Consider the following 23489-nt stretch of genomic DNA (forward strand, 5'->3'; position numbering starts at 1 on the left):
ACGAGTTATCATAGGGGTTGAGGGCCAATCATGCGAAAAACACGGTACGGACGTATTTATCTGTTTAATAAAAAATTTTATAGTCAAACAAGATAATGATATTTACCGCTCTGAAACTCCGCCAGTTGGCACTTACGTTCTTATTCCTATTTCTTTAATAATCTATACCAATGGGAATTGGCAAGGCGTCGATGTTTTTTTCTGCACTTACTAATTCAAAATGCAGACCAAACACATTTTCAATGACTGAAGGTGATAATTCCAACTCACGGGGGGTGGTGTCCATAGCCCAAATTAGATGCGTTCCCCCGGGTTTTAACAGGCGATTGACCTCTGATGTATATTCCATCTGCCCCAACAGATCGAGACAATGAAAACAATGGTATGCTATGAAAATCAATAGCAATTCTCAGTGGACGCCAGAGTCCCTCACAACTTTCTGGATAAACCAGGCATCCCGGCTACTTATGCGCACGTTTGAGCAGCGCCTTCGCCCACTTAACTTCGGTATGGCTTATCTTCCCGTTGCTGTCACATTAGAGGAAATGGGGGATATGCAACAAAAACAACTTGCTGAATATGCCAGAGTTGAACAACCAACAATGGCCGCGTTGCTGGTGCGGATGGAACGTGATGGCATAATTGTTCGCAAACCTCACCCAGTGGACAAACGTTCAAGTTATATTTCACTCACTCAGCAGGCGCGAGTGACGCTTCCTCAGGTAAAAGAAAAACTTTTGGGTGTAGTAGAACAGGCAACACGTGGAATGAGCGAGAATGAGTGTTCGGCGCTGATTTCGTCATTACAACAGCTGATAAATAACCTTGACTCCGAGAATAATGGCATTTGTTAACCAGTGGGGCAGGCTCTACTCTTTAAACAAAAGTAGGTTATCCGCGAAATTCCGGTCTGTGCCAAAAGCGGAACTTTCTAAGTTCGGTCTGCATTAATTTGAAAGAGAGCAGGTCATATGAGCCAAGAACGACTTTCGATGAAGTTCTTATCGTGTACCGCGTGGTAGGGCAATCTCCCCTTTTTTAACAGAGGTGATAAGAAGAATCAGGTCAAATGAGACTCGCCATAACAAATATACCAGCGAAGAAACCACTGGTCTGAACGTCTGTGTGGGTTAGCGCAGGTGAAAGGTCATAAACGGTGCGCCAGCACCGGCTTTACCCTGCCCTTTATTAAGTTCAGCAGCGAGAACTTGCCTTGCAGGTTTCCGGCTTCGGGATCATCGTTACAGTACCCTACGCATACCGTTCTCATCAGCTGAATTAAAGATTTCACAGCCTTTGCCGATATCACCTTGGTTCTTGCTTGTGATGCGTTCAGTGTTCAGCGCTCTTTGCTGTAGCCCTCCGGACTGATCACAGACCGCCTCTTAAAAGCCAATCCTTACTCTAAAGGGAACTCATGAGATTAAAATACGCAGTACTCTTACTCGCCGTTGCCATTACAGGCTGTGATAACAAAAAAGACGTGATCGGTTGTTCCTCTGAAATGACCCAGTCAGCTCTCATGGATTTATTAAAAAAATCTGCTTATGAAGGACTCTCTGAACAGGTCGACAAATACCCTGACGTCACTAATCAGACCAAACGAAGCGCTTTGGACAAGATCAAACTGGCCATCTCTGAAATCTCCACAACCTCAAGTGACACGGGCAGCACAATGAAAACCTGTGAAGGGACCGTGACGATGACCCTACCTGCGAACGAGTACGCCCAGCTTTCTGATGCTTACAGAAAGAACTTTAACCGTAATCTCGACAAGCAAATGGAAAGCCTGTCTTTGGATAACAACGCAAACGCCTTTTCAAAACGCATCTCCTACACCGCGCAGGCGACCGACGATCAGAAAAACATTTTTGTAAAAGCCTCCTCTGATAATCCGATATCAGTGGGTGCCGCTGCACTGACATCGCTTTCCATCATCAACCCGATCGTTGAGCAGCAGAAAATCCAGCAGGCTAAGGATGCCCAGCAGAGTCAAATTGAAGCGGAACAACAGGCACAACTCAGGGCGCAGCAACAGGCTAAGTATGAGGCGGATCAGCAAATTGAGAGGCAGACACAGCTTCAGGCGCAAGAAAAGGCTGAGCAGCAGGTTCAGCAAACCATTCCGCAACAATCCTCCCAGCAGCCTCAGCAGCAAAAAGCTGGCAGTCTTGATCAGTCCCGAATGGCGTTTGCGAATGCCGACTCTGATTTGAATACCGCCTGGAGCACGTTAACGCCGGTGAAGAAAAAAGAGTTACTGCCTTCTCAGCGCCAGTGGATCAAAACTAAGGATGCCATGTGCGGCAAAGTTTCAATGCAGGGAACAGATTCTGAAGTCAAGAAAATGGTCGACTGCCAGACGCAAATGACCCTTGCAAGGACTGCTTTCTTCAGAAACCAATAACTGACTGGTGGCCAGTGCTAAGCTGGCGCCAGCGTAATGCGGGATAATTTCAGCCGTTTCCGCTGACCTGTTCCCCAATGACCCACGCCGGATATGTTGCTCGCGGTTAGAACAGGATTTTGGGGCGTAGATATTTCATTAAAGGCGATGACCAGCGTAGTCATCAAGCGCATGCGTTTGCTGTTAGAGATATGCAAGTATTAAGGTTACCAATGATGTTCATCATTGCAGGCATTCAAAAAAGAATTCATAGAGCATCATTTGCAACTGGTATTGCTTGTCCGGGATCGATAAATACAAACTAAATTTGTTACTGGAAAGCACAGTATAATTAATCGGAAACGCTCCTCTGCCATGAGTAAAATGTCTGCTCCTCGCTCGTAGCAGACCTCACGGCCCTTAGCCGACGATCAGATTTAGCACTCCTTACTACAGAACACCGTTAGAATCCGTCTGAGCTAATACAATTTTTTCACTATTAGATTTATGTGTCCACTCATCCATTTCTAACTTGGCCCCTGGCATAATCAAACATGCATCCACAAAAGCCTCCGCCAGCATGAGCTTTAACCGTATCTTTCCCTCTGAGCATTTATGCTTCCGGGCAATCGCTGACTTTGATACTCCCTTTTTATAATGCAAATCAATCAGGTTGAACTCTTCATTAGCAGCCCAGCCGCCCCATCGTTCCAGAACTAACTGAATATCTCTCATGCTAAAGCCCCTATACCGATAGACCTGTCCATAAAATGAAACCACAGCACTATCTGGCTACCATGCTCCGCTTCCCACGCTCGCATATCCGCATGCAGTGAATCGTGGCAATCGCGGCAAAGAGGAATAGTGAAAAGGTCGTGGGCCTTAGTGCCCATACCGCCCTGATCGTGATCAATGATGTAGTGGGGGTCGTCAGCAGAACTGTCACACCCGCAACACTGTTGGGATTTAACCCATGTCAGCCACTTGCGGCTTTCCCACCGGTACCGCTTCGGGATACGCATAAAACTGGCGGGTGGTTCATCATCAATTTTCAGCGCCAGCACCTTTTTAACCTGCTCCACCTTGGTTTCAATGATTTGTGTCGGATTGGGTGCCCAGGTGATATCACTCTCTTTAGTCGGGCCGGAAATAATTGCAACGCACTCAATATTACGTTACGTGAAGTCATAACACAGTGTCGAGATCGGATAGTAAGCCCTTACTTATTACACCATCACCACGCAGTGGCCACAGCTAAGCACGGTGGAAAAATTCGCGACCAAACAATAAGAATGAATTTCACTGCGGCGAGTGAAGCTAGCGGCCTTAAATGGGAGGAAGGGATCCCACCAACATTCCATGAGAAACGCTCGCTTTCCGAGCAATTGTATCGTGAGCAGCGCATCGATACGAAGTCATTACTTGGACACAAAAACCAAGCTATGACCGATAAATATAATGATGATCGCGGTAAAGAATAGATCACGATTGCTGTTTAATTAGCACTCAGTATTGCAGTGGAGTTTTGCAGAGGGATTTTTCAGAGGTTGAAATCGGGATGAAAAGCACAATTCCTAATGTGCTTCATCCCGATGACTTTCAGCTAGTTATAAACAATTTCGCCTTTCGGCTGATACTGACTAGCATCTAGCGGAGAGTGCTTTTCAATATACTGCTTTAGCACTTCTGCATCGATAAAACCGGTATTGACATAACCGGGTAAAGTATCAATCTTCGGATAACCATCACCGCCTAATGCGTTGAAATTCAAGGTCGCCAGACGATACGTTTTATTTGGATCTAACGGCTTGCCCTGTATTTTCACGTCACTGACACCCTTGCCATCAGCCACTAAGCTAACATTGGCAAATTGTGCATAAGCACCTGAATCTACTTTCTTATTGGCCACAACCGCCAGATATTTCTCAACGTCGCTACCTTTCATATCGGCATAAACCAGAGTATTACCAAATGGCTGAACCTTGAGAACATCTTTATATGTGATATCGCCCGCGTCGATAGAATCGCGAACTCCCCCGCCACTCATCACTGCAAAGTCAGCATCCGCTCGTTCCATTTGCGCGGCCAATAGCACTCGTGCCAAATTAGTTTGCTCGAAACGGACTTTACTACGGTCACCCTCTAGCTTGCCATTCACACTGCCGACTTTAACATCCAGTTGCGCCTTGCCCTGCTCTTCAAATGGCGTTAGAAGTTTGAGCATTGATGGGTCTTGAGCAATCTCTTGTGTATAAAAGACGCGCTCACTGGTCCCATCCGCTTTCTCAACTTTTTTCTTTAAATTGATTGGGATTAACTGATAGCTCACTAACTTCAACTCGCCATTACGGAATTTGAAATCGGCTCGCCCCACATATTTGCCCCACTCATGCGCCTGCACAATCCAGGTGCCATTCTGCCGGTCGGGAGCACAAGGCGTACCCGGCACATAATCAGCCTGCTTATGATTCTCACCGGCCATACAGACTGGGTTTTGTGAGTGCCCCCCCACAATCATATCCAGATAACCGGCTGGTAAGCTGCGCGCCATCTCGACATCACCCGGAGCATTCGAGCCATGCACACCATCATCGTAATGCCCCATATGAGTAGCAGCGATAATAATATCAGGCTTTTCTGTTTTTCTCAGTTGAGAGACAACTTGTTTGGCTTCAACTGCGGGTACGCGAAATTCGATATCCGTGAAATACTCGGGATTACCGATCTTAGCAGTATCGTCAGTGGTTAAACCAATCACGGCAATTTTCACACCTTGCTTATCAAAAAGAGCATAAGGTTTGAACAACCGCTGCTGAGTGCTTTTTTGATAAATATTAGCGGATAATAATGGGAAAGTTGCCCATTTTTCCTGCTGGCGCAACACACTCAGCGGGTTATCAAACTCGTGATTGCCAATGGCCATGGCATCATAACCGACCAAATTCATGCCGCGGAAATCTGGCTCGGCATCCTGCAAATCAGATTCTGGTACACCGGTGTTAATATCCCCGCCAGAGAGCAGCAACAGGCTTCCTCCCTCTGCGGCAACTTGTTTGCGTATGTCATCAACTACGGTTTTCTGAGCTGCCAGACCATACTCACCATGATCATTTTGCCAAAAGTGCCCATGGTGATCGTTGGTGTGCAGTATGGTGATATCGTAAGTTTTATCTTTTTCCCAGGCCGCTGCCCATCCCGGTACAAACGCTAGCGACACAGCCAAAGCACATGCTGTGGTCGATAATGAAAAACGCATGGCAAATCTCCATGTTGTCGTTAAAACCAGCCAGTTCAGTGCCAGTTTAATGAGTAAAAAAGGGGTAATGCATACCAATATCATGATAAATCAAGGTCATACTGTGACACAGTTCGTATTGTAATGTGATGACACATGTAGGAATTTCAGAATATTGGAATATATATCAAATTGTATCAGCTGTAGTAAAAATCATTCGTTCTGCATAATATGTATTCATTACAAACATATTATTAACAGTGAAAATTATTAGGCGAATACTCACTATGACCGATCGTTCTGAGACTGGACTCCAGCCCTCCGTCAATGCCACTGTAAAACGTACTTCCTTCTCTATATTGGGTGCTATTAGCGTATCTCACTTGCTCAACGATATGATCCAGTCGCTGATTCTGGCGATTTATCCTCTATTACAAGCTGAATTTTCACTGAGTTTTGCGCAGATTGGGTTAATCACACTCACTTACCAACTTACCGCTTCGTTATTACAGCCACTGATTGGCCTCTATACCGATAAGCATCCGCAACCCTATTCATTGCCAATTGGTATGGGTTTTACCCTATCGGGCATCTTGCTGCTTGCGGTAGCCACGACTTTCCCTGTCGTTTTACTGGCAGCAGCCTTGGTCGGAACCGGCTCTTCGGTCTTCCACCCAGAATCCTCACGAGTAGCCCGGATGGCTTCCGGTGGCCGTCATGGTATGGCTCAGTCTATTTTCCAGGTCGGGGGGAATTTCGGTAGCGCCCTGGGGCCGCTATTAGCTGCTATCCTTATTGCACCTTATGGTAAAGGCAATGTGGGGTGGTTTTCACTCGCAGCATTACTGGCCATTGTGGTGCTATTACAGGTTAGTAAATGGTACCAGCAGCAACAAAGAGCAACACACGGCAAGGTAATAAAAGTCTCATCGGCAAAAGTACTGCCTAAAAAGACGGTTATTAGTGCATTAGCTATCTTGATGGTGCTGATATTCTCTAAATACTTCTATTTGACGAGCATTAGCAGCTATTACACATTTTATCTGATGCATAGGTTCGGTGTTTCGGTACAAAATGCCCAAATACATTTATTTGTATTCTTATTCGCGGTTGCCGCTGGCACCATCATTGGCGGCCCTCTTGGCGATCGGATAGGTAGGAAATATGTTATTTGGGGGTCAATACTGGGCGTAGCACCCTTTACCCTTATTTTACCCTATGCATCTCTGTATTGGACTGGGGTTTTGACTGTGATAATTGGGGTTATCCTTGCCTCAGCCTTCTCGGCAATACTGGTGTATGCGCAGGAGCTTATTCCAGGGAAAGTGGGGATGGTTTCCGGCCTATTCTTCGGTTTTGCTTTCGGTATGGGGGGGTTAGGTGCGGCTGTACTAGGGTATGTTGCTGATTTAACCAGTATTGAACTGGTTTATCAAATATGCGCATTCTTACCATTACTGGGGATATTCACGGTCTTCCTGCCTAATATAGAAGATAAGTAATAGTAATAACCTTATAATCCCGGCTGAGATATCGGTTTCAGCTGGGAGATTTCCCTACGCAATAGAGATAGAAATAGCAAATCCCTCACAAACAACCACTTCAAACAATTTCCATGCCAAAGCAGACTTTTATCGATAAAAAATGAATTTTTATCGCGCATTGATCGCATAAATGCAATAAACTGATGTTATTGCTGTTAAATGCTTGCTGCTCTGCATATATCCCACAGATTTCACGATGCAGGAAGACAGCCAGTGAATGAATCTCGATGAGCTTACTCAGGTAAGTGATTGAACGCAGCCAACACGCCTGCAACTTAAAAGATGACAGGTATAGCAAGAAGGAGTCTGGATGCACCACTCAACACCCTTAATTACCACGATCGTCGGAGGCCTTGTTCTCGCCTTCCTCTTGGGCTCCTTGGCCCACCGCCTGCGCATCTCACCACTGGTGGGGTACCTCGCCGCAGGGGTGCTGGCCGGGCCATTCACGCCAGGTTTCGTTGCTGATACCTCATTAGCACCAGAACTGGCTGAAATTGGTGTTATTTTGTTGATGTTTGGTGTCGGACTTCACTTCTCGCTTAAAGATCTTCTTGCAGTAAAATCAATCGCAATACCCGGAGCTGTGGCACAAATTGCCGTCGCCACCTTACTCGGGATGGGGCTGTCTCATTTATTAGGTTGGGATTTGATGACAGGTTTTGTCTTCGGTCTTTGCCTATCAACAGCCAGCACCGTGGTATTACTGCGAGCTCTTGAGGAACGGCAACTCATTGATAGCCAACGAGGGCAGATTGCTATTGGCTGGCTGATTGTCGAAGATTTGGCAATGGTACTCACATTAGTGCTATTACCTGCCTTTGCGGGTGTGATGGGGAATGAAACAACCAGTTTGAGCCAGTTATTCACCGAATTGGCAATTACCATTGGTAAAGTTATTGCTTTCATTACTCTAATGATCGTCGTTGGCCGCCGGTTGGTGCCTTGGATACTGGCTAAAACCGCCAGTACCGGTTCTCGTGAATTGTTTACCTTAGCTGTGCTGGTATTAGCGCTCGGGATTGCTTACGGTGCTGTAGGCTTGTTCGATGTATCCTTTGCACTTGGTGCATTCTTCGCCGGAATGGTATTGAACGAATCTGAGCTCAGTCATCGCGCGGCGCAAGATACCCTGCCACTGCGTGATGCATTTGCCGTACTGTTCTTCGTTTCAGTTGGGATGTTGTTCGACCCAATGATTTTGATACATGAGCCTTTAGCTGTGCTGGCTTCCCTGGCTATTATCATCTTCGGTAAATCCGCCGCAGCATTTATATTAGTGCGGATGTTTGGCCACTCAAAACGCACGGCACTCACCATTTCTGTCAGCCTGGCACAAATCGGTGAATTCGCCTTTATTCTGGCAGGGCTTGGGATTTCTCTCGGTTTAATGTCAGAACATGGCCGTAACCTAGTATTGGCTGGAGCCATTCTCTCCATCATGCTCAATCCATTACTTTTCACACTGCTAGATCGCTATTTGGCCAAGAACGAGACTATGGAAGATCTCATTTTGGAAGAAGCAGTAGAAGAGGAAAAACAGATCCCCGTCGATTTATGCAATCATGCATTATTAGTGGGTTATGGACGCGTTGGCAGTTTATTAGGTGCAAAACTGCATGCGGAAGGAATTCCATTAGTGGTCATCGAGAACTCTCGGCCAAGAGTCGAAGCTCTGCGTGAGCAAGGTATTAATGCAGTATTAGGCAATGCCGCCAGCTCAGATATTATGTCACTGGCGCGCTTGGATTGTGCACGTTGGCTATTATTGACCATTCCAAATGGCTATGAAGCTGGGGAAATTGTCGCATCAGCCAGAATTAAACGGCCCGATCTTGAGATAATTGCTCGTGCGCATTATGACGATGAAGTTGTTTATATCTCAGACCGCGGTGCAAACCAGGTTGTTATGGGCGAACGTGAAATTGCCAACAGTATGCTTAATATGTTGCAAATAGAAACACTGACGGAAGAAGACAAACGCCCACTTTGCCCAATTTAAAAATCGTCTGTGATTATTAGCCACAATATAAACAAAGAGGGCCAGCATCTGCCGGCCCTCTTTGTTATCTGATGTTCTATTATCTTTCCCAGTACGACTCTTCCAAACTGTCTTCTCGCTCTGGTAAACCACGGGTTAAACGTGGCGAATGCTGATTCAATACTTGATAGCTCACCCGATTAGCGTATTTACACACTTGCGCCAATGAAGAATAACTAAGGTAGCTACGAACATGTTTGCTGGAGTTAGGAACATTATTACGATGATAACCATTGGCAGCAATGTCATGCAGCACGGCGGATAATGCGCCATCGCCAGCCCCATTCGTATTCATTATTTTCTCTGGCCCCCCCATATAAGGAGCAATATGAGAATAAATGCGTAATGGGTTATCACAATGCTCTTTGCGCATCGCTCGACTGAACTCATACAAATTAAATTCAGCAATAGCGCCAGGCAATAAAGGATGCTGAGTTTGCCGCTTATTGGCTTCTTCCGTATAACTCGCCATATAAAGCCCATTCGGGCCCGCGGTACAAAGCACTAAGTCAACCCAGTCCAATGCCATATTAGAGGCCATCAGAGGGTCATTCAGCCCAGTCAATTCATAAGCTTCATCTTCATTCATCGCAACTATAGAAACATGCTCTTTGAGGAAATCACGCCACCACTGCGGATTATCTGCAATGACGTATTTAGTCCCAAGAGTCATTACAACGGGAACATTATATTTTTTCGCATAACTGATAGCCTGCATGGCCGCATCCGGCATTGGCTCACCCGACTTACAGCGCACCAGATAAGCGGTAAGAACTAATGCTGACGCACCAGCAATAATATCTTCTGGAATACTTTCTGGCCGCAGCTGATTCATTTGGCCAGGGCTTATCGCAAATGTCCGCTCACCATTATCTGTAATCAAAGTGAAACAGCGCCCAATTGCACCATCGACAGCCTGTAAGTAGTTCAAATCAGTACGGCTTGAGGTGTTACACAGGTAACGATAGGCATAACTACCAATTTTGATATTACTGCACATCGTACCTAACAAAATAGAACGGTCATCGGCTAACACAGAATAATTGTGCAACGTATTACCAATAGTCCCACCTGCAAATTCATGAGTGATTAACCCATTGGCCGTCAACTCCTGATAAAGACGCTCAGCAACATCATCCTCAATAACCAAAGAATGCCCTTGGCTAAGACCATAACGCGTAATAAAGTCCTCATCGACCTTGGCTTCGATATCAACCAGCGTCTGATCAATGCCAACGATATAGGACGTACTCACTTCATTCTCGGCCTGTGCCGGTTGCAATAAAGGATCACGGGCATTAACAGGGAAATAGTGCTTAGATTTGCGTTTACCAGGAAATTTCATTGTTGTTTGTTACAAAATTAGAGATGAAAGATAGTGAATTTTAGCACAGGTATCTGATATTCAGCGAACATAGCCATTTGGATTTAATTGCTGCCACTTCCATGCGTCTTTCAACATATCCGTTAAGGTTCTTTTGGTTTTCCACTCTAATTCTTTAAAAGCAAGTTCAGCGCTCGCCCAACACTCTGCTATATCTCCAGGACGACGAGCTACAATTTCATACGGAATTTTTTTGCCAGATATACGTTCAAATTCAGTAATCATCTGTAGTACTGAATACCCAACACCCGACCCAAGATTATAAGCCTTAAATCCTGGCGTTAGCTTATTAAGTGCACAAAGATGCCCTTCAGCAAGATCCATGACATGGATATAATCTCGAACACCTGAACCATCAACAGTAGAATAATCATTACCGTAAACAGCTAATTTCGGTAGTTTTCCTATCGCAACTTGAGTAATAAAAGGCAATAAGTTGTTAGGTTTACCATTCGGGTCTTCACCAATAAGGCCTGAAGTATGGGCACCAACAGGATTAAAATACCGTAATGCTCTTATGGCAAAATCCGGATGGGCAAAAGAGAAATCCTTCAATATTTGTTCAACCATGACCTTTGATGAACCGTAAGGATTTGTAGCGCCACCAATACGGGCACTTTCAGTCAGGGGAACAAACTCAGGATCTCCGTACACAGTGGCAGATGAGCTAAATATTAATTTTCTTATACCAGCAATCACCATTTCTTCAAGCAGGACAATCGAACCGGTAACATTATTTTGGTAATATTCAATAGGTTTAACAACAGACTCGCCCACTGATTTCAAACCCGCAAAATGAATAACAGCATCAATTTTATGCTCAGAAAATATCTGCTTAAGGCATTTCCTATCTAATACATCACCTTGATAAAACGCCGCTGTCCTGCCAGTAATTTTAGATACTCGCAGCAATGACTCAGCAGAAGCATTAGATAAATTATCTAATACGACGACGTCCTTACCATTTTCTAAGAGAGTTAATACGGTGTGTGATCCAATATAGCCCGCACCGCCAGTTACCAAAATAGTCATAACTTACCTATTAATTTTGAGGAACCAAGGCATGCTTTATCGCCCAAGAATAATTTCTCTGCATTTATCTTTTACATTATTTATATCAAACTTATTCTTTTGCTTCTGAGCTGCTTGGTAGAACGAATCGTAATTCGAAAATACAGTATTAAGAGCAGCATCTAATTCTTCAGCCGTATTCCCAATTAAAATACCATTTTGATCAACAACCTCACTACAACCGCCGACGTCACTCAAAATAACCGGTAAGCTGGCACTGGTAGCCTCGATTGCAGCCATGGGTAAGCCTTCACTTTCTGATGTTAATACAAACACATCATACTCATTAAACTTGTCGAACCCTTTAATTTCACCATGGAAATGAATATTGCCATAATGACCATACTCATTCTTCAGATCTTGATAATATTCACCATCGCCAACAATATCGAGGTCATATTGCGGATTAGCAGCAACAACTTTTAAAATTAAGTCAGGCCGCTTGGGGTAAGCTAACCGGCAAACATAAATAATTTTATTCTGACAGGGTCGGTTTGGTCGCTCAGTCAATGGTGTTATAGCATTAAGCTGAATTATTATCTTCTCAGGTTTAATACCAATAATCTTAATTGCTTTATCGGCATCACTTTGAGATACACACCACACGACGTCAGTAATATGTGACAGTAACTTTTCAATATAACAAAATATAAATCTCAATACGTTACCATTGTAAATGCATGACCATCCATGAGAAACATACACACCGCGGAAACGTAAGAATAAACGGGCTAAGCGACTATAAAGACCCGCATTGGCAGAACTGGATACAACAATATCAATTTTATTTTCTTTAAGCGTTTTATATAAAACGTAAATAGCCTTAATGCTAACCAGTTTTCTGATCTCTGGGATAATAATTATCTTATCACAGACAATTGTTTCAGTTAGCCAACCTGGCTCAGAGGTTATCAAGATAATCTTACAATCATCTTTAAGTAGCTTAACTTGCTCTAATACCCAACCTTGAGCGCCACCAATGATCGATTTAGTAATGACAAATGCAACATTCTTCATATCAATTCCATAAAAATAAAATGAAACCATGATCAGATAGCGACCTCAAAACTGTCAATGAACAACAGTACTTTTTGAGTTTTCGTCGTGAGTCTTTTGCCAAACGATATCACAGATGCCATCTGTTGGCTGAAATCCAGCGGGAGCTTCTAATAATAAAGAACGAATGCATTCATAATTAAAGTCATTGCAGGCAGTTTCAATTCTGTTAAGAAGAGAAGTCAGATTATCCCATTCGAGCATAACTTCAGTTGCCGTCATAATTCGGGGATGATAGGTATTCTGTACTGACTCACCGATCAATAATTCTTCATATAACTTTTCGCCCGGCCGCAAACCCGAAATCTCTATCGCAATATCACCATCAGGGTTTTCATTACTTTTAATTGAAAGTCCTGAAAGGTTAATCATCCGTTTAGCCAAATCAATAATCTTAACTGGTTCACCCATATCTAATACGAAAACATCGCCACCCTGCCCCATAGCCCCTGCTTGAATAACAAGTTGAGCGGCTTCAGGAATGGTCATAAAATATCGAATAATATCTTTATGGGTGAGAGTAATCGGGCCACCTTCAGCGATTTGTTTTTTAAAGAGGGGAACAACAGAGCCAGATGAACCTAAAACGTTACCAAAACGAACCATACAAAACTTTGTTTTATCTTGCTCTTTCGATAATGCCTGTAGCACAAGTTCAGCCATTCTTTTGGTCGCCCCCATGGTATTAGTGGGGCGAACTGCCTTATCTGTAGAAATTAAAACAAATTTTTCCACTCCGGACTTAATCGCCGCCTTCGCGCAATAAAGGGTGCCAAATATATTGTTTCTGACCCCTTCAATCACATTATTTTCAACAAGGGGGACATGCTTATAGGCTGCAGCATGATAAACAGTATTAACCTGAAAACTAGACATGACTTGGACTAACCGTTTTTCACTCTGTACGGAGCCAAGTAGTGCGACAAACTTAGTATCAATATTATGACTTTTACATATTGTGGCTATTTCATTCTCAATGGAATAAAGTGAAAACTCAGAAATATCAAAAAGAACTAATAAGCTTGGTTTCTCCATAATAATTTGGCGGCATAACTCAGAGCCAATAGAACCTCCAGCGCCCGTCACCATCACAACTTTGCCTGTTATATTCTTGGCTAATAATTTCTTATCTGGTTCTACAGGGTCTCTTCCGAGTAATTCCTCAATGGAAACTTTCTTTAAACTGCTGATTTGTGCTCGACCTTCCACTAAATCGGACATGCCCGGAATAGATAAAACTTCACAAGAAAGGTTTTCAAGTTTGCCGACGACAGCTCTACGCTGACTTTGGCTAACACTTGGCATTGCCAGTAGTATTTTTTTAACACCGTAACGCCCAATCAAGTATTCTAGTTTTTCAGAAGGATAAACTGTCACACCATGAATAACAGCTTTATGTAACTTGGGGTTATCATCAACAAAGGCAATTGGAAAATATTCACTGGCTTGCATAAGGGCTGGAACTAATTGTCGGCCAGAAGCACCGGCACCATATATAACGACAGGGGTCTGCCCTCTAACACCATAATTTAGCAACATTCTAAAGAACAACCGAGAGCCGCATATGAGTACCAGTGAAAACACAAAGAACATAACTGATACTGTTCTTGGTAAATAGACCCCTAAGAAATAGGAACCCAATACCAGTAATCCAGAGGATAGTATGACCCCAATCATTACAGTAGTGACAATTTTTGCACTAACATAACGTAATACCGTTCGATACAAACCAAGTCGAATATATACTAAAAGGGTCGGAGGTATAATTACCGCCAAAGCAACCCATTGTTCAATACTGGTAAAGGGACTGTCTACGTCCAGGCGTACCCAGAAAGCACCCCAATATGCCAAAGCTATTAGAATAGTATCTAACAACAGCATAATAATTCGTTTAATAGGCCTTGGTAACGATAAGAGAAACATGAGAAACATAGCATCTATCCTAAGACGGAACACGCAATTTTAAGCAATGCGAATTAACTCAGTTATCTGGCTATAAATAAAGCCGATTAGTCATTATTAATTCCGGCATTAAGTTTATAATCAATATATAAAAGAGGTATATAGGCGATAATGAGTGCTATTATTGGATTGACAACATCCATCCCGACTAACATCGCAATAGGAAATAGCCAAATGATATTTATACCGATTGCAAATAAAGTTACGGGTAAATGGTGCTTAAATCTTCTAGACGCAATTTGATAGCCATGACTCCGATGAGCTTCATATACTTTAAAACCACCGATAACTCTACGCACCAGAGTCCATGTAGCATCAACAATAAATAAACCCAATAAAATTAACCAACAGAAGAAGAATTTCGTTTCTATCCAACCTGCGCTAATAACGAAAGAACCAATAATTAATCCCAGGAAACCACTCCCTGCATCGCCCATAAATATTTTAGCTGGCGGAAAATTCCAAAGTAAAAAGCCCAGAACAGTACTAGCGAGTAGCCCAAGCACTAAATAACCACTTAACGCTATATGGCTATCACTCATGAAATAAATGATAATTGCGCCAATACAGCTTATTACCGCTTGTGAGCTTGCTAAGCCATCAATACCATCCATAAAATTATAGAGATTTAACATCCACACTAAAAACAGCAAGCCAAATAAACTGCCTAATATCCCTAAATCAATAACAAATCCAGAAACTGTTAATACAGGGAAACCACCTAAACAAAATAATAAGAATGCAGCAGCAGAAAAATGAGCCAGAAGGCGCCAACGGGCAGCAATATGCCCATGGTCATCCCAAAAACCAACTAGTGCAATGATCCCGCCGGAAATGACACCCCCTACCACAGGTAATAGAGGCAGATAACCTTGAAAATAGAAAAGAACTATCCCCAGTAGAAAACTAACAACTATAGCTACCCCCCCCCCTCTTGGCGTTGGAATAACATGCGAACTACGCGAGTTAGGTGTATCAATAATATTATTCTTTAATGCATAGAGACGTAATAAATACGTTAACCCGACTGATGCAAGAAAGAATATAAATAGTAATAAGATTAAAGTAGACATTTTAACCCCAAATTTATTTGATAGTCATGGGAACTATGGAAATACTTTTCCAAGACATTACTCCAAACTATTTTTGATAGTATTGAGTATATATCGACGTCCAGCGTTCGATTATTTTCTCAATAGAATTTGTTAGTATTATTCGTTCTCTCACCTTATTACCTAATATTTCCTTTTCTTCATCAGGTAAATTTATCATTTTATCTATTTCTTGAGATAAAGTTTCAGGATCTTTGATTGGAACAATCGAACCACAGTTACCTAATGCCTCAGTAATACCACCTGCATCAGTCGCTACGATCATTTTCTTGCATGCCATTGCTTCGGTAATCACTAGTGGGAAACCTTCCCATTCAGAGGAGAGTACGAAGATATCCGCGGCGCACATTAATTGTCTGATATCATCTCTTTGCCCAAGGAATGTCACATACTTATCAATATCAAACTCTTTTGACATGTTTTTGAGATGCTCCTCAAGATGACCTGTGCCGACAATAAATAGTCGAGGAGATTTTATATATATCTTGTTTTTAATAAGCAAAGAAAAAGCAGTGAGTAAGTTTGGATAATCTTTTGCTTCTGTTAATCTCCCGACACTGAGAAGCATTGGTGTGTCATCCAATATACCTAACTCTGATCTCTTCGCTTGTCTGTCATCCATTGAAAAATCAAACTGAGAAGCATCAATACCATTTGAAACAACAATCATTCGGCCAGAGCTTGAGGCACCTTTACGAATGAAAGACTCAACTGCATCCTGACTAACATTGGTTGAAAGAGAAGCCAGTTTATCTGTATATTTGTATGCCAACATTCGCAATGAACTTCCTTCATTGGTGTTATGTGCTGTGCATATTAAAACAGGTATTTTCGTGAAAACTCGTAAAACTCTGGCAAATAAATTCGCATGAAACATATGACTATGAACAACATCTGGTTTGAATTTTTTTATTATTTTCTTAACTTTAAATAACCCTTTAAATAAGCTAAAAGGCGTTTTTTCTAATTTTAATTCCATCAAACTAACGCCATTACCGGGTTTAACTAAAGTTTCGCCAGTTAAAGAAATCATCATAACATTATGCCCCGCCTCATACATCTTATTGGCGATCAAGACAGTTTGTTTTTCGGCCCCTCCCATACCAAGCCCGGTAATAATATACAATAAATTCACTATCAACCTCTTATTATCTCTATAGAGTAAACGTTATAAATAATGATATTTAAGATTGCTACAATCATTGACTCTATGTATTAACCATTTTTAATTAAAATATTAAATATCATTTATTAACTTTGTCCATTGCTGGCCTATTGTCACTTCTATTTTATACTTTTCTGCATTTTCTAATGATCTTAGTGACATTGTTTCCCTCAACTCCTCATTGTTCATCAATATAAGCAGTTGCTGAGTAAAAGCATCGCTATCAGCAAAGGGGATAAGAAAACCGTCATCATTATTAATAATCAGTTCTGAAGGACCAGTATCGCAATCATATGCGATTATTGGTAATCCACTGGCTTTTGCTTCAAGCAGCACCATAGGAAAACCTTCAAAACGCGATGTCATTGCATAGATACTAGACTGGTCATATAAATCGCTGACATGTGGGGTTGATGGAAGTAATTCGACATTCTTTAAATTAAACTCTTTGATCTTATCTAATAACAACATTTTATCTTCACCATCTCCTGCAATGATGAGTTTCCAGTTGTTATTTTTTTCTTCAACCTTTACCCAGATATCTAGCAAAAGATCAAAACCTTTCTGATAATTTAATCGCCCCAATGCCAAAACTTTCTGAGCATCTTTTTTAGTTAATTTACTTTTTGGTTCAAAAGGTAATGGGTTGGGTATAGATATTATCTTTTCAGGATATTTGTTTTCTTCTAGCCAGTAACCACGATCTTTCTCTGTTAGAGTAACAACTGCATCGGAATATTTGGCAGCTACTTTTCTGGCGAGCTTACGCGATTTTACATTCAAATCACTTTTATAGTTAAAATGCTCCCACGATATATGTTTTATCTTTGTCCCTAATAAAGCTGTTGTACTAAATAATGCCAACATTGTATCAACATCAATGAGAACATCGATTGATTCAGCTTTTAAGATACGGCGCAATCTAAGGACGACAGAAAAATAGGCAATAGAAAAACGTCTTTTTTTATCAAAAAGTGAGACAAACTTTATATTCTCATCTGCATAAAATTTTGGCGGCATATTACCGCTTAAGCTGATAATAACGACCTGATAGCCATTTTTTGCAAGATAATTTGCAAGTGCTAAACTGACTCTTTCAGTTCCACCTGTATGGCTTATATCACCACCGAAGAAAGCAACCTTTTTCATAGAATAATTATTGCCTTTTAATTTTATTAATTACCACACCCGGTAAAGTGACTATTTTTACTAAAACAGAAGATTTATCATGGTCAATATACTTATTATCCATCATGACTAAAGCCTGATTAATTCGTAATACAGTCTTTATGAAGTCTAATGGGCGAGCCAACCATAATTTTAGTGGTACGTTTTCTAATAATGCTTTACGAGAAATATAATGTCCTACAGCATGTTTTTTTATAGATGATTTACTTAGCCTATTATTTTTTTCATCATCAAAAAAAATACGAACTGGGATTGTACTATAATAAAAACTATATTCTTTAGCTACATTACTGTAGAACCAAATTTCCGGAATAAAATTGATACCGGGCTTGACTGGATACAAATACTTTTTAATTAATTCTGTTTTAAAAAAGTCTATTCTCTCACCACGAACTCCTGAGCTAAACTCATCAAACCATGAGCTCTTTTTATCCCCATCAGATAAATAGCAATTATTAGGCTGTAATGTCGCTGAACTTACCGATATTGCCCTAATTCCTATAATTTTATTATCGTCAAACACCGTACTCATTGTGAGTAATTTACTAATAGAGTCTGTAACAAGAGCATCGTCGGAATCTAATCCAATAAAATACTCTCCACTGGCATTCTCTACAGCTTTATTCCATGCTGCCTGTTTACCATTATTACTTTGATAGATGTAGTTTATTTTTATTCTTTTTTCATTTTGAAATTCTTTAACCACATCAAGCGTATTATCTGTTGAGCCGTCATCAATAATTAACCACTCTATATCATTTCTATTTTGATCCAAAATAGAAATGTAGCAACGTTTTAATACATGTGCCCTGTTGAATGTAGGGGTAAATACAGTGACTACTGCCATTTTATTTCTTTACCTCTTTTTCAACAGATGAAACCAACCTAAAAAATAACCTGTGTTTAAATATGTAATATAGAATAGGTTTTAGTTTTCCAGAACGAATAACAGATATTAATGGAACAATTTCATAAGCCCTATTATGACTTTCTAACGCTCTCGATTTATTAACATGATAAATTCTTGCGCATTTTGAAATATGCGACAGAAATACGCTTGCTAAAACTACGGCCCAATACTTACTCTTATATTGTTGATATTGTTTTGTAAACCTCACCAATCCAAATTCACTATCATCGAGGTCAGACATATGTAAATTTTTAGTAATACTACTCGATATTTGTCTATACTTGACGATTAAATCTTTGCATTCAAATATTGACTTGCACTTATCAATTAACATAGGAAGTAGTAATTGATCTTCAAATCGCCGACCAATATCAAAAATCATTCCATTAAAGACATCTCGATTGAAGATACAGCGCCATACATAAAACATTTCACTTTCTGCTATTCTCAATTTTACAGAATCTAGATTATCGACAGTTAATTTATTTTCTTTTATTAACTCAAATATCTTTTCTCTATCATCGATAATTTCACTGTAATTGAAAACCATTCCATCAGGTGAATCATTTAGAATAATACCTTTTATAGTGCGATAAATATTACTACACCATAAGTCGTCAGCATCTAAGAATGTAATATATCCTCCTGTAGAAACTGACACACCTTTATTCCTGACAACTGAAATCCCTGTATTTTCTTGTTCTATATAAGTAAATTCAAAATTTTCACTGTATTTTTTTATAATATCTACAGAGTTATCAGTTGAACCATCATTAATAATGATAACTTCTAACGTATTATCCCATTGTGAAAACACAGAATCTAAACATGAATCAAGATATTTATCTGCGTTATATACAGGAATAATTAATGAAAGTATTTTTTTATTATCCATTTTTATTTCTCGAAAAAATTTCAAATAACAGTTTCTTTCTCTTAAGAATGATAATCAGGCATATGAATGATAAAGCCTCGATAGTAATAATTGAAACCACTCCGCCCCATGCGCCATACTTAGAGGCAAGATATGCGCAGAGAGGAATGTGAATCACAGCAGAAATCATTGGTAAAATAGTATAAGAGGCCTTATGCCCATGTGGTAATAAAATATAATTACCAAGAACTGTTGATTGTATAACTAATAAATACACGGGAGAGAATAAAATCAGCAGAGAGGATACTTCTGAATACTCATGCCCAAACATAATCCTAGTGATTAATTTAGAAAAAACAATAACAAATATAGTTATAAGAATGCATAACGCCCCTTGCCAATAGAAAATCTTTCTAATGAGTGCGTAGGCTTCATCTTTTTTATTGACTAATAAGGAATTTATTCTCGGATAAAATGCATTTCCCAAAACCAGAAAAACGCCAAGGATTGCACCTTTTACTCTATCTGCTGCCGTGAAAATACTGACCTCATAGACATTACTAAATATGCCAATGATAATTGTGGTACTCATGGTGTAAAGACTAATCGAAAGAGTCGCACAAAATATTGGAAATGAGTCTTTCAGGGTATGTACGACTCTTAGACTAGAGAAATTAACTGCCCTTACTAACTTTTTCCGATATATATATATTATCGCTATAATTCCTGCCAGTAAGTTCATTGATGATTGAATCATTACTGCATATTTAATATCAGCATCACTATGAACAAATATAAAGAATAATGGCAACATCGATATTTTCGCCACTATCATTAAATTTGTAACAACAGATAACTTCTCTATCCCTTGGAAGAACCATACCGGCATCAGTGTAGTACCTATTAGCATAAGTACTGTATAAATCAACTCACTTTTAATGACGGCATGTGTATTGGTCGCAAGAAGTAAAATAACAATTAAAACTGAAACTAAGCACAGTATAGATTTTGAAAAAAGTGTTTCGAAGAAAATTTTAGATATATATTCTGGATTGTCTTGATGTTCAGCTATTTTTTTTGATGCTGATAAATTAAATCCAAAATCAATTAAAATAACAAAATATTGTGCTAATGAAAGTGTAAGACTATAGACCCCGAATCCCTCGACGCCCAAAACACGAGTTAGATAGGGTAATGTTAAAAGAGGAATAATATAATTACTACCTTGCAACAACAGTAAAGAAAAAATATTTCTTCGTAACACTGACATTTAAATTTCCAGCTATTGGATTAAATTATATTTTTCATGAGTTGTGAGTATATTAATTAGCTCATTATCCTCATAGAGAAAATCTATTTCGTGCTGAAAGTGCAAAGATATAGCCAAAATCAAGACACGCTACCGCCCTTGGCTTACAGCTACCAATGCACTGCTTTCAGATTTTATTATGTAACTCAACTTAAAAAATCAAACCATAACAAACAGTTACATAAAAATCACATGTCTATTATTATATATATGTAATTCTTATACATCTAAACAGGCATTACAAGCAAAAGGGCTGGACTGGGCAAAATAGGTGATGGCATGTCATTTAGATATTCACCAATACAAAAAAGATCATAAATGCCGGGGTAATGAAGCAATTTCTTGTTTTACCAGTTGCTCTAAAAGATCAATATGGCTTTCATCGTCGTTCAGCGCTGGGATATATTCAAACTTCTCACCGCCAGCGTGTAAGAAAATTTCCCGGTTCTGCTCTTTGATCTCTTCCAGTGTTTCCAGACAGTCAGCAGAAAAACCAGGACACATGAGTTGAATGTGTTTAATACCTTGAGAAGGTAAACTTTTTAATGTCTCGTCAGTATAGGGAGTTAGCCAAGGCTCGCGGCCAAATCGAGACTGATAAGTCATCATAATCTGCTCTGCCGGCAATGTAAGCTCTGCTCGTAACGCATGGCTGGTATCTTCGCAGCGTTGTGGGTAGTCATCCCCTAATTGAGCATAGCGCTTAGGAATACCATGAAAAGATAATACTAATCTGTCTGGTTTCCCATGTTGCACAAAAGCGCGTTCGGCACTTTGCTTTAAGGCTGAAATATAAGTTGGATGCTCGGCATAATCGCGGATAAAAGAAATCGATGGCAAGCGGCGATAGCCTTTTAAAATCCGCGCTACGGCATCCCAAACTGCTGCACTTGTTGAGCATGAATATTGCGGATAGAGCGGTAATACCACCAACTTAGTTACACCTTGTGCCAGTAATTTATCAATGGCATCAGGTAGATTTGGCGAACCATAGCTCATCCCTAATTCAACGGGGGTATCTGGCATGCGTGCCGCTAATGCTTTTTGCTGCCGCCGGCTGTAGACCAATAAAGGAGAACCTTCATCCATCCAAACAGATTGGTATAATTTGGCCACGCGCGGTGATCGAATAGGTAGAATGACACCGCGCAACAATGGCCACCAAAGCCATCGCGGCGTATCAACCACCCGGCTGTCACTCAGGAACTCGGCCAGATAGCGTTTGACCGCTTGCGATGTAGGGGCATCCGCTGTTCCCAGATTAACCATCAGTACGCCAGGCTTACTTTGCATCATGCAGAAGTCCTTATTGTGTATCGCGCCGTTTATTCAAACTAACAAATGCGCTTTCAACGGTATCCGTAAAATAATAAAGGCGACCTTAGGCCGCCTCGACTATCTTACCATCCAGAATTAACCGAGAATAGTCGCCAGTTCTGCACTGACTTCTGCTACTTTACGGGTTCCGTCCAGTTTAAAATATTGCGTATTACCTGCTTCAGCTTCTTTACGATAATAAGAAACCAATGGTGCAGTTTGCTGATGATACTCGACCAAACGCTTACGTACCGTGGCTTCTTGATCATCTTTACGGATGGTCAATTCTTCGCCAGTCGCATCATCTTTATCTTCGACTTTAGGTGGGTTGAATTTAATGTGGTAAACACGGCCTGAAGCAGCATGTACCCGACGGCCGACGATGCGCTCAACAATCAGTTCGTCCGGAACATCAAACTCCAGCACATAATCAACCTTGATACCCACTTCTTTCATGGCATCCGCTTGAGGAATGGTACGCGGGAACCCGTCTAACAGGAAACCGTCACGGCAATCGTCCTGTGTGATGCGCTCTTTAACCAATGCGATAACCAGCTCATCAGTGACTAGCTTGCCGGCATCCATAATTTCTTTCGCTTTCAGACCTAACTCAGAACCTGCTTTTACAGCGGCGCGCAACATGTCACCAGTAGAGATTTGCGGAATACCGTATTTCTCCATGATGAATTGAGCCTGAGTACCCTTACCAGCGCCCGGAGCGCCCAGCAGAATGATACGCATTGCGTAAATCCCCTTGCTATGTAGTTTTTCTATGTGTTTTTACGTAAACAAATCAAAATTGCGGAAAACAAGCAACCATACCATTTTCAGGGGGGTTGGCTCAAGACGCGCGAACCGTGGTCGTGGGGTTTGAACTGTAGAAATGAGAAAAAATATAAATATAACCTGCTGAAGTAAAATAAAAAAATGCCCCG

Annotated in this window: 20 protein-coding genes and 1 pseudogene; 5 read left to right on the plus strand and 16 right to left on the minus strand. The window is 41.0% G+C overall.

What is annotated here, in order from left to right:
* Positions 1 to 154: 154 nt before the first annotated feature.
* Entirely contained in the window at positions 155 to 349 is a 195-nt protein-coding gene (locus F0T03_RS15685; protein WP_159679379.1) for a hypothetical protein, read from the minus strand.
* Between the two features lie 118 nt (positions 350 to 467).
* On the opposite strand from F0T03_RS15685, the gene F0T03_RS15690 reads away from it, so the two are divergent.
* Positions 468 to 854, plus strand: coding sequence for a MarR family winged helix-turn-helix transcriptional regulator (locus F0T03_RS15690; protein ID WP_208787085.1), 387 nt, complete (start codon positions 468 to 470; stop codon positions 852 to 854).
* Between the two features lie 563 nt (positions 855 to 1417).
* Positions 1418 to 2407 carry a lysozyme inhibitor LprI family protein gene (locus F0T03_RS15695; RefSeq protein ID WP_159679383.1) on the plus strand — a complete coding sequence of 330 codons (990 nt, stop codon included), beginning with the start codon at positions 1418 to 1420 and terminating at the stop codon, positions 2405 to 2407.
* Between the two features lie 429 nt (positions 2408 to 2836).
* Here the strand turns inward: F0T03_RS15695 and F0T03_RS15700 are convergent, their stop codons facing one another.
* Positions 2837 to 3121: an antiterminator Q family protein gene (locus F0T03_RS15700; protein ID WP_159679385.1), complete on the minus strand. Its 285-nt coding sequence runs from the start codon at positions 3119 to 3121 to the stop codon at positions 2837 to 2839.
* A complete protein-coding gene (locus tag F0T03_RS15705; protein WP_343032880.1) occupies positions 3118 to 3555 on the minus strand; it encodes a DUF968 domain-containing protein in 438 nt (145 codons plus the stop codon). Before F0T03_RS15705 ends, F0T03_RS15700 begins: the two co-directional genes overlap by 4 nt.
* Between F0T03_RS15705 and F0T03_RS21725 the strand changes: the two are divergent.
* Positions 3541 to 3867, plus strand: a pseudogene (locus F0T03_RS21725) (tyrosine-type recombinase/integrase); the annotation flags it as partial. The gene F0T03_RS15705 and the pseudogene F0T03_RS21725 sit on opposite strands and share 15 nt — an antisense overlap.
* 122 nt (positions 3868 to 3989) lie before the next feature.
* Here F0T03_RS21725 and ushA read toward each other — a convergent pair.
* The gene (gene ushA, locus F0T03_RS15715) at positions 3990 to 5642 is read right to left on the minus strand and encodes a bifunctional UDP-sugar hydrolase/5'-nucleotidase UshA (protein ID WP_159679388.1); all 1653 of its coding nucleotides are present in this window, start codon (positions 5640 to 5642) and stop codon (positions 3990 to 3992) included.
* Between the two features lie 266 nt (positions 5643 to 5908).
* Between ushA and rosA the strand changes: the two genes are divergently transcribed.
* On the plus strand, positions 5909 to 7123 hold the full coding sequence (rosA, locus tag F0T03_RS15720; RefSeq protein WP_159679391.1) for an MFS transporter RosA: 1215 nt from the start codon (positions 5909 to 5911) through the stop codon (positions 7121 to 7123).
* Positions 7124 to 7475: 352 nt separating this feature from the next.
* Complete coding sequence (gene ybaL, locus F0T03_RS15725) at positions 7476 to 9167, plus strand: YbaL family putative K(+) efflux transporter (RefSeq protein WP_145554919.1); 1692 nt, start codon at positions 7476 to 7478, stop codon at positions 9165 to 9167.
* 79 nt (positions 9168 to 9246) lie between these two features.
* Here ybaL and F0T03_RS15730 read toward each other — a convergent pair whose 3' ends face one another.
* The 12 genes from F0T03_RS15730 to adk form a co-directional block, all read right to left on the minus strand.
* A complete protein-coding gene (locus F0T03_RS15730) occupies positions 9247 to 10551 on the minus strand; it encodes an inosine/guanosine kinase (RefSeq protein WP_159679395.1) in 1305 nt (434 codons plus the stop codon).
* A gap of 60 nt (positions 10552 to 10611) precedes the next feature.
* Entirely contained in the window at positions 10612 to 11622 is a 1011-nt protein-coding gene (gene galE / locus F0T03_RS15735) for a UDP-glucose 4-epimerase GalE (protein WP_159679397.1), read from the minus strand.
* A 36-nt stretch (positions 11623 to 11658) separates the two neighbouring features.
* A complete protein-coding gene (locus F0T03_RS15740) occupies positions 11659 to 12678 on the minus strand; it encodes a glycosyltransferase (RefSeq protein WP_159679399.1) in 1020 nt (339 codons plus the stop codon).
* Positions 12679 to 12732: 54 nt separating this feature from the next.
* Positions 12733 to 14598, minus strand: coding sequence for a polysaccharide biosynthesis protein (locus F0T03_RS15745; RefSeq protein WP_281347271.1), 1866 nt, complete (start codon positions 14596 to 14598; stop codon positions 12733 to 12735).
* 128 nt (positions 14599 to 14726) lie between these two features.
* Positions 14727 to 15752, minus strand: a complete 1026-nt coding sequence (locus F0T03_RS15750; protein WP_159679404.1) for an MraY family glycosyltransferase — start codon at positions 15750 to 15752, stop codon at positions 14727 to 14729.
* Positions 15753 to 15819: 67 nt separating this feature from the next.
* Complete coding sequence (locus F0T03_RS15755; protein ID WP_145554925.1) at positions 15820 to 16926, minus strand: glycosyltransferase; 1107 nt, start codon at positions 16924 to 16926, stop codon at positions 15820 to 15822.
* 102 nt (positions 16927 to 17028) lie between these two features.
* Positions 17029 to 18105, minus strand: a complete 1077-nt coding sequence (locus tag F0T03_RS15760) for a glycosyltransferase family 4 protein (protein WP_159679406.1) — start codon at positions 18103 to 18105, stop codon at positions 17029 to 17031.
* Positions 18106 to 18112: 7 nt separating this feature from the next.
* The gene (locus tag F0T03_RS15765) at positions 18113 to 18991 is read right to left on the minus strand and encodes a glycosyltransferase family 2 protein (protein ID WP_145562258.1); all 879 of its coding nucleotides are present in this window, start codon (positions 18989 to 18991) and stop codon (positions 18113 to 18115) included.
* 1 nt (position 18992) lies between these two features.
* The gene (locus F0T03_RS15770) at positions 18993 to 19949 is read right to left on the minus strand and encodes a glycosyltransferase (RefSeq protein ID WP_159679409.1); all 957 of its coding nucleotides are present in this window, start codon (positions 19947 to 19949) and stop codon (positions 18993 to 18995) included.
* Positions 19942 to 21198, minus strand: a complete 1257-nt coding sequence (locus F0T03_RS15775) for a flippase (protein ID WP_159679412.1) — start codon at positions 21196 to 21198, stop codon at positions 19942 to 19944. Before F0T03_RS15775 ends, F0T03_RS15770 begins: the two co-directional genes overlap by 8 nt.
* Before the next feature lie 351 nt (positions 21199 to 21549).
* Complete coding sequence (hemH, locus tag F0T03_RS15780) at positions 21550 to 22533, minus strand: ferrochelatase (protein ID WP_159679415.1); 984 nt, start codon at positions 22531 to 22533, stop codon at positions 21550 to 21552.
* Between the two features lie 117 nt (positions 22534 to 22650).
* Positions 22651 to 23295, minus strand: a complete 645-nt coding sequence (gene adk / locus F0T03_RS15785; protein ID WP_145555779.1) for an adenylate kinase — start codon at positions 23293 to 23295, stop codon at positions 22651 to 22653.
* Positions 23296 to 23489 lie beyond the last annotated feature (194 nt).

Source organism: Yersinia canariae, assembly GCF_009831415.1.
GTDB lineage: Bacteria > Pseudomonadota > Gammaproteobacteria > Enterobacterales > Enterobacteriaceae > Yersinia > Yersinia canariae.